12 protein-coding genes are annotated in these 12,583 nt (G+C 56.2%); 5 read left to right on the forward strand and 7 right to left on the reverse strand.

Annotated elements, in window-relative coordinates; genetic code table 11:
* Positions 1 to 46: 46 nt before the first annotated feature.
* Entirely contained in the window at positions 47 to 913 is an 867-nt protein-coding gene (locus HPC62_RS15115) for a Tab2/Atab2 family RNA-binding protein (protein WP_172356997.1), read from the reverse strand.
* 130 nt (positions 914 to 1,043) lie between these two features.
* Here HPC62_RS15115 and HPC62_RS15120 point away from each other — a divergent pair, with 130 nt between their 5' ends.
* A complete protein-coding gene (locus HPC62_RS15120; RefSeq protein WP_216655265.1) occupies positions 1,044 to 1,406 on the forward strand; it encodes a hypothetical protein in 363 nt (120 codons plus the stop codon).
* Positions 1,407 to 1,652: 246 nt separating this feature from the next.
* Here the strand turns inward: HPC62_RS15120 and HPC62_RS15125 are convergent, their stop codons facing one another.
* The 6 genes from HPC62_RS15125 to HPC62_RS15150 form a co-directional block, all read right to left on the reverse strand.
* On the reverse strand, positions 1,653 to 2,198 hold the full coding sequence (locus tag HPC62_RS15125) for an IS630 family transposase (protein ID WP_172354233.1): 546 nt from the start codon (positions 2,196 to 2,198) through the stop codon (positions 1,653 to 1,655).
* Between the two features lie 20 nt (positions 2,199 to 2,218).
* Positions 2,219 to 2,719, reverse strand: a complete 501-nt coding sequence (locus HPC62_RS15130) for a helix-turn-helix domain-containing protein (RefSeq protein WP_172354232.1) — start codon at positions 2,717 to 2,719, stop codon at positions 2,219 to 2,221.
* 424 nt (positions 2,720 to 3,143) lie between these two features.
* Entirely contained in the window at positions 3,144 to 4,169 is a 1,026-nt protein-coding gene (locus tag HPC62_RS15135) for an alpha/beta fold hydrolase (protein ID WP_172358982.1), read from the reverse strand.
* Between the two features lie 150 nt (positions 4,170 to 4,319).
* Entirely contained in the window at positions 4,320 to 4,949 is a 630-nt protein-coding gene (locus HPC62_RS15140) for a ribonuclease D (protein WP_172356999.1), read from the reverse strand.
* A 29-nt stretch (positions 4,950 to 4,978) separates the two neighbouring features.
* A complete protein-coding gene (gene trpB, locus HPC62_RS15145; protein WP_172357001.1) occupies positions 4,979 to 6,217 on the reverse strand; it encodes a tryptophan synthase subunit beta in 1,239 nt (412 codons plus the stop codon).
* A gap of 185 nt (positions 6,218 to 6,402) precedes the next feature.
* Positions 6,403 to 8,268: a pre-peptidase C-terminal domain-containing protein gene (locus tag HPC62_RS15150; RefSeq protein WP_172357003.1), complete on the reverse strand. Its 1,866-nt coding sequence runs from the start codon at positions 8,266 to 8,268 to the stop codon at positions 6,403 to 6,405.
* A gap of 313 nt (positions 8,269 to 8,581) precedes the next feature.
* Between HPC62_RS15150 and HPC62_RS15155 the strand changes: the two genes are divergently transcribed.
* From HPC62_RS15155 to HPC62_RS15170, 4 genes are all read left to right on the forward strand, one after another.
* A complete protein-coding gene (locus HPC62_RS15155; RefSeq protein WP_172357005.1) occupies positions 8,582 to 8,962 on the forward strand; it encodes a translation initiation factor in 381 nt (126 codons plus the stop codon).
* Positions 8,963 to 9,247: 285 nt separating this feature from the next.
* Positions 9,248 to 10,636 carry an MlaD family protein gene (locus HPC62_RS15160; protein ID WP_172357007.1) on the forward strand — a complete coding sequence of 463 codons (1,389 nt, stop codon included), beginning with the start codon at positions 9,248 to 9,250 and terminating at the stop codon, positions 10,634 to 10,636.
* A 6-nt stretch (positions 10,637 to 10,642) separates the two neighbouring features.
* On the forward strand, positions 10,643 to 11,302 hold the full coding sequence (plsY, locus tag HPC62_RS15165) for a glycerol-3-phosphate 1-O-acyltransferase PlsY (RefSeq protein WP_172357009.1): 660 nt from the start codon (positions 10,643 to 10,645) through the stop codon (positions 11,300 to 11,302).
* A 433-nt stretch (positions 11,303 to 11,735) separates the two neighbouring features.
* Entirely contained in the window at positions 11,736 to 12,269 is a 534-nt protein-coding gene (locus HPC62_RS15170) for a Spy/CpxP family protein refolding chaperone (protein WP_205369724.1), read from the forward strand.
* Positions 12,270 to 12,583: the final 314 nt, after the last annotated feature.

Here is a 12,583-nt window from a genome sequence, read left to right on the forward strand (position 1 = left end):
GGGAGGAGAGTCCGGGAGATGGGGAGAGGAGATTGTCAGCCCTCCCTCAGCCCAGCACCAGCTCCGCCAGCAGCCAGAATCCTTTGAATTCCTCTGCCTGCGGATCGGTTTGCACGGCGATGAAATGAATGCCGCCAGCTTTGGCTTTGGCCATTTCAAACTGGGCGGCTTCTTGCTGGAGGGCGGCCGTCGTCAGGGTTGCCAAAATCCAGGAGTCGCTGCCACCCGTTTCCAAGAGCAGTTGTGGCGGCTTGGATTCAGAGAGATATTTCACGTAGGCGAGTTCCAGCCCTGACATCCAGGCAGCAAGGGGCAGGGCGCGGCTGGAAAACAGCAGCAGACCCGGAACGGGTGTGTCAGGGGCGAGTCCCGCCAGCGCCAGCGGAAACGATTCCCCAAAGTCGATCGCCCATTCGCTCAGGTCGTCAAAGGCTGTCGCCTCCAGCGTGACAAAGGCCCACTTTTCCCCAATCAGGGCATCCGGGAGGGGCTGGGGCGTGGGGTTGGGCAGCAGCACCGAGGGATTGCCGCCGGCCTGGTAGTTGGGCATTTCTGGATAGACACTGGCCAGGCGCTCGTCAAGCCAACGGCTGAGGGCGAGGGTGCGGCGGCTGGCGTAGGCGGGAATGCCGACCTCCTCGCAGGCTTTGGTGATCATGTTCGACATTTGCCGCCGAAAGAAGCGGATTTTGTCGGGCGGGGCGGGGGCCCGGGCGATCGCCGCTTCGACCGATTCCCGCAGCTTGACCGAGTTGACCTCAGTGTTGTTCAAAAAGGTGGAATAGCGAAATAGCCCGTCCACTGGCTGCTTCACGTCCAGCGGGCTTTCGCAGATCAAAACTTCCCAAAGCTTTTTGCCCTTCTCGTCCAAAACCGGTCGAGAATAGAAATCTAGCTCCCAGATGGTTGGCATTCCCGGTCTTCTAACGTGCGTCTCTGCCCTTGATCATACGGGACGGTGGATCATTAAAGGTTTTGGATTTGGGATTGAGAATTTCTGGGGTTTGGATTGGGAATCTCTGGGGTTTGGATTGAGAACCGTCGTGAAACAACGTCGTGAAACGATGAGGAAGAAAATGCTGGGGATTAGGCGAATGCTAGGGTGGATGCTGGCGTTGGAGCTGGGGTTGGGTTTTGGGGCGCTAGCGCCAGCTTTGCAGAGCAGCAGCCTCGCTGCGCCCGTGTTTTGTCGGGTGGTAGACGGGCATTCGGTATGCGTGCTAAGCCTCCAGCGTAGCGCCAAAAACTTTTGGGAATATCGGGCGGCGGTGAGCGTAGACGGTGTGGTGCGCCCGGTGGAGGTGTATGACTGTCGCGATCGCCTCCGGCACAAGGCAGACGGCACGACGGTTTCTTTTTCCAGAGACCTCGCAGGGGCGATCGTTTGTCGCCTTTACAAACGCTGATACGAACGCTAAGAGGGTGTTTGAAAAGGTATCGCCTGTAATGTTAAGCACTCAGAGATCCCCCCTAGCCCCCCTTAAACCCCCCTAGCCCCCCTTAAAAAGGGGGGAAACCGCCTTAAAGTCCCCCTTTTTAAGGGGGATTTAGGGGGATCTTGTACGCTTTGCTACAAACAGTAGGACTTTTCAAACATCCTCTAAGACGAACGCTGATACAAACCGCTAATAGCAAACGCTAATATCAATTCTCTAAATACCCGCTACACATAGAGCATCGACAATCCAATCCCACTGAGTCAGCGATCGCAGCGACTCCGCCGAAAGGCGACAAACCCACTGGCTGATGGCGTGCTGGAGTTGGCAAACATCATCAAAGTGAACCCAAGCTAGCTCCCGCTTGAGTTCCCGCCAGACCCGCTCAATGGGATTGACCTCAGGGCAATAAGGCGGCTGAAACACCAAGATGACATTGTCCGGTATCGTCAGGGTCTGAGCCGTATGGGCTGCGGCATTATCCACCTGAATCAGATGTAAATCATCGGGGAACTGAGCCGCAAAGCTGTGCAAAAACGCCTCAAAACAGGAACTGTCGAGATGAGAAAACTCGACTATCCACGATGCACCGCTCAGCGGTTCCACTAGACCGTACAGCCACCGATACACAAAGTCCCATTGAACTGAACCAATCGGCTGCACCCCAAAGCCCGTCAACTTGCGATGTTGAACCGTCAGCAGTCCGACGCGGCTCTCATCGCTGCACCAATAGCGGATTCGCCCCCCGTAGCGTTGTCTCAAGGCTGGCGGAATCGACTGGCTTATCTGGGCTGCAAGGTTTGCTGAACGGACTCGCACGCCCCAGGAGTCTGCTTCTTTGACACCGGACGGGGCACTTTGAGCTTCGCTTTGAGCCGATAGCGCACCGTCTTATGCACCGTCTTGTAGGGGACGGGTTGACCATGTACCGCTGCGAGCCACTGCTGCACTGCTCCATAACTGCTAAAGCCTTCTGGATCTTGCAGTTCCCGCTCCAAAGATGCCAGGACTTCACCGCTAATCGCTCGCGGTCGTCCACTGCGAGATGCCACCTTCACCAACGCTTCGAGTCCACTCTGTCGATACTGGCTCAGCCAACGAGACACGGTCGTGCGATGGCAACCGCTCAGTTGGGCTAACTGCTCAACGCTCTTCGCTTGTCCGGTTTTTAACCACCACAACACCTGTACTTTACGGCGCTGTGATGACCGTTGCTGTTGTTCCAAGACGGCTTTTAGTTCTTCTGCTGTTTCAGCGATATCGATTTTGAGGACTCCACTCATGGCGGCTCGCTCTAACGTCTTCTTACATGTAGCAGATCTTTGGAGATTTGATATAATTTATGAAGCAAATCTTAAGAAGCCTGAAACTCTTGGCATGTGTGGCTTTGAGGTCATGTTTGCCCAGGAAAAGCGGTTTCTCGGAAATCCTTGATTAACAAGGCTTTCAGGCTCCTTTACAAATTAGCTCTTAGTTCTTCTGCTGTTTCAGCGATATCGATTTTGAGGACTCCACTCATGGCGGCTAGCTCTAACGTCTTCTTACATGTAGCAGGTCTTTGGAGATTTGATATAACTGGCGCTGATGAGCCATCTGTAAATAGCTAGCAACTATAGGACTTACGCAGTTGGATAGTTTCTCACAGGCGCAGCCCGCGAGAAATTGTCCAAAACCCAGAAAACATGTCGCGAGTGCGTAAGTCCTGAACTAATCAGCAATCGTTTGCAAACTCTGATCCGCAACGTGCCGCGCCAAAATCGCCTGCAAGTGTTCTACCACTAGGTCGGTCTGTTCGATCATGGCCAGGTGTCCGCAGTCGGGAAGCTGCACCACGTTCTGTCCACATTGCTGAAATAGACGATGGAAGCTGGCCAGATGCAGCACATATTGCGGCTCCATCACGGTGTCGTTTTGTCCGGCGATGAAGTAGACCGGCTGGGACAGGCGAGAAACGACCTGCGGCAGGCGATGCACCTCGGCTTCGGTCGTCGAGTCGAGCAGTGCGCCCACAGCCGCCGCTGGGTCAGCACTCACCCAATCCATCAAGCGCTGTCGTCCCCAGGCGCGGTCGATGGGATGGGCAACGTTCATATAGGTCATCATCAGGTCTACCATCGGTAGATGGCAGAGCCAGCGGGGGCGCAGCTTGACCAATTGCTGCCCTGCGGCCCGAAAGCGCTCAAATTCCTCTTTGAGGTAAATACCGCCGCCGGAATTGACGCAGACCACGCCCTTCACCCGATCGGGCATTCGGTCTGCGGCCCACAGCGCAATGCTGCCGCCGAGGGAGTGCCCCACCAGCCAGACGTTGGAGATATCTAGGGTTTCAAGGAGCTGCTCTAGGTCGCGGGCATAGTCGCTGGGGGTGTAGCCCGGTCGAGGCTGTGGGGCGATCGCCCTAGTGGGGAGCGCAGCCGTTGCAGGGACGAAGCCGCCCCCGGCGCTGCTGGGCAACTGATTCGTGGATTCCCTCGAAGCGCTGGTTTGGGCAGACCAAGAAGAAGTATTGGCGCTTGCCTTGCGGGACGACATCGCCCGGCCCGGCTGCGAATCGCCAAACCCGCGCAAGTCGTAGGACAGGCAGGTATAATTCGGCGCAAGCTGCTGAATTACGGGTTGCCAATAGGCACGACTCAGCAGCCAGCCGTGAATAAAAACCAGGGTTATCGGTGTTTGGGTGGGAGCAGTTCGCTCGTAGGCGTGGGGGGTGCCCAGGACATCGACGACATTCATCATACTTCCATCCTATCCCCAGAGTGGGGCCGATGGGGAGTCTGGGTGAATACTTGGGTTCAGGGGCCTCAGGAGTCGGAAGATAGAGCTGTTCCGAGGAACTAGAGTGCTGAAATCGAGACTCAGTAAATCTACTGATTATTTTACCAATTAATGTTCAAAAATGTTCTCGTAGTGCAGCAAATCCAGATCCACGAAGGTGGGGAGACACCGAAAGCAAGATTCTGCCAACGCTAACCGCTCTTCGCGCTGGAGCATGTCCGCCAGCTTTTGACGGATGCTAAGCAGAAACCGCACGTCATTGGCGGCATAGCGGAGTTGCTCCTCCGACAGGTTTAGCGCGTTGCCCCAGTCAGAGCTTTGGGCGGTTTTGTCCAGTTCCACCCGCTCTAGCTCCTGCACCACCTCCTTGAGGCCGTGGCGGGGGGCGTAGGTGCGGGCCAGCTTGCTGGCAATTTTGGTGCAAAAAACTGGACGAACCGCAATGTTGAGATGGTACTGAAACGCCGCCATGTCAAAGCGGGCAAAGTGAAAGACTTTGGTAATTTGCGGCGCTTCTAGCAACTGCTGGAGGTGGGGGGCGGCGGTTTGTCCCCGCAGGATGCGAACGACAGACACGCGCCCCGCAGGATCGCAAAGCTGCACCACACAAAGGCGATCGCGCCAGGGCCGCAGCCCCATTGTCTCTGTGTCAACGGCGATCGCCTCTGCGGTTAAATACTCCGCCAGCGCCTCCGCCGACAGATCCTCATCGAATACCTGAAATTCGTCTAGGGCCATGCTTTCAATGTTCTCAACCAATCCAGACGCTATTTCAAGTCCAGGTACTTTGCCACGTTCTGCATATCCTTGTCGCCGCGGCCGGAACAGTTAATGACAATCCGGGGGCTGCCCTCCAGTTTCGGACAGAGGCGGTTGAGATGGGCGATCGCATGGGCCGTTTCTAGCGCCGGAATAATGCCCTCCAGCCGCGACAGCAGTTGCAGCCCCTCCAGCGCCTCCGCGTCCGTAATGCTGTAGTATTCCGCCCGACCGGAATCCTTCAAAAAGCTATGCTCCGGTCCCACGCCCGGATAATCCAGCCCCGCGCTGATGGAATGCGGCTCGATCACCTGCCCATCGTCGTCTTGCAGCAGATAGCTCATTGCGCCGTGCAGCACACCCACCCGCCCGCGAGTCAGCGTCGCCGCGTGCTTCTCCGAATCCACGCCCTCGCCGCCCGCCTCAATGCCGATCAGCCGCACCGACGGCTCATTCACAAACTCATGGAATAGCCCCATCGCGTTGGAGCCACCGCCCACGCAAGCCAGCAGGATGTCGGGCAAGCCGCCCCACTTTTCCTGTGCCTGCTGCCGCGTCTCCTGCCCAATGATGGCTTGAAAGTCACGCACAATCATTGGGTACGGATGCGGTCCCGCCACTGAACCCAGGATATAGTGCGTCGTTTCCACATTCGTCACCCAGTCGCGAATCGCCTCCGAGGTCGCGTCCTTCAGCGTGCCCGTACCCGCCTCCACCGGGCGCACCTCCGCCCCCATCAGCCGCATCCGAAACACGTTGAGCGCCTGCCGCTCCATGTCATGCACGCCCATATAAATGATGCACTCCAGTCCAAACCGCGCACAGACGGTTGCAGTGGCCACGCCGTGCTGTCCTGCGCCCGTTTCGGCAATGATGCGCTGCTTGCCCATGCGCTTTGCCAGCAACACTTGCCCCAGCGCGTTGTTGATCTTATGCGCGCCCGTGTGGTTCAGGTCTTCGCGCTTTAGATAAATCTGCGGGCCGGTGCCGTCGGGGCGGGCAAAGTGGGTCGTCAGGCGCTCGGCAAAATACAGCGGCGTGGCGCGTCCCACATAATCTTTCAGCAAGCCCTGCAACTCGGTCTGAAAGTCCGGGTCGTCGCGATACTGATAAAACGCCGCCTCCAACTCACTCAGCGCGGGCATCAGCGTCTCCGGCACATACTTACCGCCAAACTTGCCGTATCGGCCAAGGGCATCGGGTCGCTGAACTGAGGTTTGGTTAAGGGGAAGCGGAGTCAGTGTCACGGTAGTAAAGGCGCTTTGAATACTTACAGCCCCCATTATCGGGCTACTGGCGCGAGATGGCTAGAGGTGTGGGCTTTGGAGAACCGAGATACTATGCCCCTTGAAAGCAAAATCGCCACGCAGCCATAGCCACGTAGCGATCCTTAACTAAACTAATCAGTTACCTACAAATTAGTGACCTGGATTTACACGAGTGCAAAATCCACAGTGTAGTTAGTTGCAACACCGGGACGGGGTGTCACTCTAAAGAAGTAAGTGCCAGCAGCCAGCCCGTTCTGGATGAAGCTGGAGAGGTAAGAACTGCCAAAGTTAGTATCGCTCCGAATCAGTTCACCACTGTCAACCAGCCCATTGCCGTTTGAATCTCGAATTAGCTCAATGATTGTGTTGCCTGATGTACCCTGAACTCGTGCCTGCAAGTTTGCTGTGGAATTCAGTGTGAATTGGTAGAAATCGCTGGGGTCAACATTAACGCTGACATGTTCCTTGGCTAAGAACGTGTTGGACAACACGCCAATATTCCGTGCGGTGGGAATCGTGCTGCCCGGATCAGGCTGCCCGTTGCCGCCAAAGGGCGTTGCCACGAGGCTCATCTGGTAAAGCGTGGAGGCGCTAGCCGTACGGCTGGCCACCGTAATGAAATAGGTGCCTACAGGTAAGTCTCGCGTAATCTGAGACAGATTGGTAGAGCTAAAGTTTGTATCCGAAGCAATGACTTCGCCGTTATCAATCAGCCCGTTGCCGTTAATATCTCGAACCAGTTGGATCTCGGTATTGGTAGAAGTGGCTTGAACATTGATCTGAACGTTAGAGATATCGTTCAAGGTGAATCGATAGGCATCAAGTCCATCGATGACCCCGACATATTCTTTAACGTTCACCGTTCCTGCCACGGGACCCAGGTTGCGGGCAGAAGACAGCAAGTTGCCAGGGTCGGGCTGGCCATTTCCGCCAAAGGGTGTCGCCACTAAATTCAGTTCATAAAGCGTGGAGGCGCTGGCATTGCGACTAGCTACGGTAATGAAATAAGTACCGGCAGGTAAGTCCTGTGTGAATCGAGACAGATTGGTAGAACTGAAGTTTGTTTCAGAAACGATAACTTCGCCGTTATCAATTAGCCCATTGCCGTTGACATCGCGAACAAGCTGAATTTGGGTGTTGGTAGAAGTTGCCTGGACGCTGACTTGAATATTGGACAGATCATTTAGGGTGAATCGATAAGCATCAAGACCATCCAGCACACCTACATATTCTCTAGCAGTCACTGTGCCTGCCACTGCGCCCAAATTGCGAGCAGTCGCCAGGATATTTCCAGGATCGGGGGGCGGACTGCCACCAAAGGGCGTGTTGACGAGCGTCAGTTCGTATTGGGTTGAGTTGCTGGGGTTGGAGGGCGAAACTCGAACGTAGTAAGTTCCCTGCGGCAGATCTGTGACAATACTGGGCTGGAAGGGCGCGAAGGAATCGACCTCAGAGGCAATCACTTCGCCGCTGTCGATCAGCCCGTTGTTGTTCAGATCTCGGATGAGTTCTACTCGACTGCCTGCTGAAATGCTGTTGACCCGCGCTTGCAAGTTGCCCACATCGTTGATGGTGAACTTGTAGATGTCGGAGGGGTCGGTGGTGCCGACAGCCTCCGAGACGATTGAGGTTCCCGTCAGCACTCCCAGATCGCGGGCAGTGTCGAGGCGTTCGCCGGGTTCGGTGGGGCGGGCGGCGGCGGTGATTTTGTAGTTAACTTCGCCTTTGATCTGCTGGATGCCAATGAAGTAGGTGCCGGGGCCAAAGTCATCCCGAAAGGTAATGTTTCGACGGCCTGTGTTAAAGCTGCGAATAATGGCACCGCGGGCATCGCGTAGCGTGATTCGAGCGCTGCTGGCGCGGTTGGCGATGCGTCCGATGGAGAGGCTGAGTTCGCGAACCTCGCCCAACGTGAATTTGGCAAAGTCAATGCGATCGCGGGAACCGACATATCCATTGATGCGCCGAGTACCCAGCCTACCCAGATTGCGAGCGCCTCTGAGAGTGTTATCTTTATTGCTAATTGACATGAAACCTGCGCGTATGAGTTAAAGAGGTCAGCAGTCCAGCGTGTCTTTCAACACAGGCTGTTGCGATGGCGTGCGTGTCACATGTCTACGATCGCCCATCTGAGGGATCAAGTGTTAGCGAAATTGCTGAAAGCTTGGAGGCTTCTTGATGAAGCTTTTATGTGGATTTTCATCAGGGCGATCGCCCTTGCGTATTCTCACTAAAATTTCTCCGCTGTAAAATCAGGAATTTCGCTTTCTGATACAGCCCTAGTCCATAAAATTCCTGATTCTCTGAATATGGACTTTAGCAGACGGCTATCTAGAGCAATTTATGGCAGACACAAAGCGTAAACCTACTTCTCAATCCGCAGGAAAAGTTCAGCCAGGAAGAAAAACCGTCTGGCAGGAATTTGGCGCGGGTGCTTTTGAGGATGCAGCAATGGAGCGTCCGGTGCAGGAACTGCCGCCCAACCAGCAGCAGATCCGCGTACAAGCCTCGCGCAAAGGTCGCGGCGGCAAAACGGTGACGGTGATCAGCGGGTTTCAGACCAAGCCCGAAACGCTGGCGACGCTGCTGAAAACGCTGAAAACCCAGTGTGGCGCGGGCGGCACAGTGAAAGATATGGAAATCGAGATTCAGGGAGATCACCGCGAGAAGATCGTGCAGGTCTTGGTGAAGCAGGGGTATAAGGCGAAGGTGAGTGGCGGGTAGGAACGGAAAACGGAAAAACGAAAAACGAAGAACGAAAAACGAAGAACGAAGAACGAAGAACGAAGAAGGAAAAACGAAAAACGGAAACCTCTTCCCTCTTCATTCTTCTGTTTTCGTTCTTCCCTTTCCCTCTTCCCTCTTCGTTCTTCTGTTTTCGTTCTTCCCTCTTCCCTCTTCCCTCTTCCCTTACCCCGTTTCGCTCGATTTGGAGTACTCTGGTTCGAGTGAATGCCCGGTTTTTCGTAAAGCGGGTTTGGGGATTTTTCTGGTTTGTAGGATAAGCTCATGCGATCGCGAACCATTCGAGAAGGCTCTGTTGGATTATTGATTCTGCTGGCGTTGGGCATATTCGGCAGTCTGCTGCTGTGGCTGCGGGGGCTGAGCCTGGGGAATCGCAGCTATCGCGCCGTGGTGGAGTTTCCGAACGTGGTGGGCATGGTGGAAGGCTCCCCGGTGCGGTATCGCGGCGTGATCGTGGGCAAGGTGCGGAAGATTCGGCCGGGGCCGCAGTTTGCGGAGGTGGAGATTCAGATTTCGCCTGCGACGGTGCGGATTCCGCGAGATTCGGCAATTCAGACCAACCAGGCTGGGCTGATTGGAGAAACAGCGATTGACATTGTGCCCCGTCAGGAGTTTGTGGAGGCGGTGGCGACCAATCCGCTGGCGGCAGATTGTCCGGGGAGCGGGATTATCTGTGATGGCGATCGCCTGCCTGGAGAAGTGGGCGTAACCTTCGACGCGCTGATTAGCTCCACGATTCGCCTGTCTAACCAGTTTTCCGATCCAGAACTAATCGAAAACTTGAAAGCGCTGACCTTCAACTCTTCCCGGGCAGCGGCGGGCGTGACAACGCTGACAGGCGAGGTGACTGAACTCGCAAAATCTGTGCAGTTGGAACTGAGGACGCTGGCGGGGTCTGCAAATCGAACCACAACATCGGTGGGCGGCGCAGCGACTCAGCTCGGACTCACTGCTGCCCAGGTCAACTCGCTGCTGGAGACCAATCGCTACGCCATCAGCAGCACGCTGTCTAACCTGGAGCAAGCCAGCAACCAGGTGCGCCTGCTGACGACTCGACTCACGCCGCTCGTAGACGATAGCGCCTTTGTGCAAAACCTGAATGCGCTGTCGGACAATGCGGCCCGTGCCTCGCTTACACTGCGGAGCCTGACGGACGCAATCGGCACGCCTGAAAATGCGCTGGCGCTCCAGCAAACGCTAGATTCGGCCCGCGCTACGTTTCAAAATGCAGAAAAGATTACCGCAGACTTAGATGAACTGACGGGCGATCCGACATTTCGCAACACTGTCCGCGATTTGCTGCGGAGTTTGGACAATTTGCTGTCGTCTGCCCAGCAGCTCGAGCAGCAGGTCGAGCTAGAGCAACTCTTGACCCCAGCGGCGATCGCCCTGCGCGACAAGCCCACTGCTCCGCTCTCGCCAGAGGCGCACGCCACGCGCCAGTCCCCAGAATCTAGCCCTGTTGCTGCACCAATCGCCACGCCCTCTGCCTCATCTTCTGCGGCCGCTGCCCGCACTACCCCTGCTGCACAACGCCCTGCCGCACAACGCCCTGCCGTTCGCCAGCCTGCGCGACTGGGGCGATCGCTCTCCGCCACGGAAGCCCCATCTACTGATAAGCTCAGAACCGTAAACACAAGTTTGCCAGAGTAATTCAATATGAACGCTTGGCTGGTGTTGGGTTTGGTGCTGTTAGCGGCCTATGTGCTGGGGGCCACGCCGACAGGCTACTGGGCGGGCAAACTGCTCAAGGATATCGACATTCGGCAATATGGCTCCAAGTCTACGGGCGCGACGAACGTGCTGCGGATTTTGGGGCGCGGCCCGGCGATCGCCGTTTTGCTGATCGATATCTTCAAAGGTGTAGCGGCGATCGCCCTCACTCGCTACGTCTATAGCCTGCCCAACATCGCCGCGCTGCCTTTGCCAAGCGGGCTGCCGCTGGGCACCTGGCTCCCTTGGGCAGTCATGCTGTCTGGGCTGATGTCCATTGTGGCCCACAGCAAATCCATGTGGATTGGGTTCAAGGGCGGCAAATCGGCAGCAACTGCGCTGGGCGTGCTGTTTGCGCTGTCGTGGCAGGTGGGGCTGGGCGTGGCGACCGTTTTTCTGCTGATGCTGGCGCTGTTTCGCATCGTGTCGCTGGGGTCGATCGCCGGAGCCATTTCCGCCTCGCTGTGGATGATTGCCCTGAGACAGCCCTTGCCCTTCCTCTTGCTGGCGATCGCCGGAGGCATTTACGTCCTGATTACCCACCGAGCGAACATTCAGCGCCTCCTAGCAGGCACAGAGCCAAAGGTTGGGCAGAAGCATTTGTAAGAAGCAGCATTTGGGAACGCAGCATTCGTAGATAGCAAATAGCAGCCGTCGAGCAGAGATGGGAAACGGAGATGCGAAACGGGGATGCGAAACGCTGGAATCGCTTTGCTTGAGCATTGAGCCGATCCTGTGACCAAAGTCATGCTTCAGGTCGTGACCTTTGCCTGAGGCGATCGCCCCATTCAGCTTCATAGGATTAATTCATCCCCCCAAGCAGTCTCGTGTCGATTCTCGATTTTAGATTTGCGATTCTTGGATTGCTAGTCGAGCATCTACCCGGCTTCCAGCCAGTTCATTCGTAGCGCTGCGTAGTCGTAGTGCCGCTTAAGAGAATCGATATCTGCGACTGAAATGCATGTTGGATAAACCATTTGGAGGTTCTATGAAACTGAATCGAAAGACGTTTCTTTGGGCTGGCATCGCGGCTGGTGTGATGGCATTCGCACCCCTAGCGGCGATCGCCGATCCTCCGGGCGGCATGGGTGGGCCCCGTTCTGGCCCAATGGAGCGTCTGAATTTGACGGAGGCCCAGCGCCAGCAGTTGCAAGCCATTCGAGAAAACAGCCGCCGCCAGATTGAGGCCGTGTTGACGGCAGAACAGCGCCAGCAGATGGAAACACGCCGCGCCGAGATGGAGCGCCGCCGTGAGGAATTTGCCAACCTCACCCCAGAACAGCGCCAGCAGCTTCGCCGCGAACGGATGGAACAGGGCGGTGGCCCTGGTGGGCCAGGTGGCCCAGGACGTGGGCCTCGCCCAGAACCCTTTGCCGACCTGAACCTGACCGATAGCCAGCGTCAGCAAATCCGCACCATTATGGAAAACGCCCGGACGCAGAGCGAGGCAGTCCTCACCCCAGAACAGCGCCAGCAGCTTGAAAACATGCGCCCAAATCGGGGCGATCGCCCAGGCCAGGGCCCAATGGGTCGCGGGATGAGCCGTTCTGGCCTATCTGGGCAGGGGCAATAGCCCGATTCAGCGGTTTTTGGCAAAAACACTGAACTGAAATACTGCGTCAATACTGCGTCATAGAGTGAGATTTGCGGCCCACGGTCAGCAGATCTCGCTCTGCTCAATTCAACGCCCAATTCCCCTCCGCAGAAAATCCACAGCGCCCCCTCTGCAACGACAAATTACGAGTCGTAAAGAACTAAGCAAAGCCGTCTTGCGATCGCCCGAAATGATGTAGAACTCAGAGTCTAGGGCTGGTTTCAAGGTTGGCACGGCTCGAAAAAGCGCCAGCCTTTAGCAGCTTAGATCAGTCCCCTTTGCAAGGAGTGCGG

The sequence above is a fragment of the Thermoleptolyngbya sichuanensis A183 genome (genome assembly GCF_013177315.1).
GTDB lineage: Bacteria > Cyanobacteriota > Cyanobacteriia > Elainellales > Elainellaceae > Thermoleptolyngbya > Thermoleptolyngbya sichuanensis.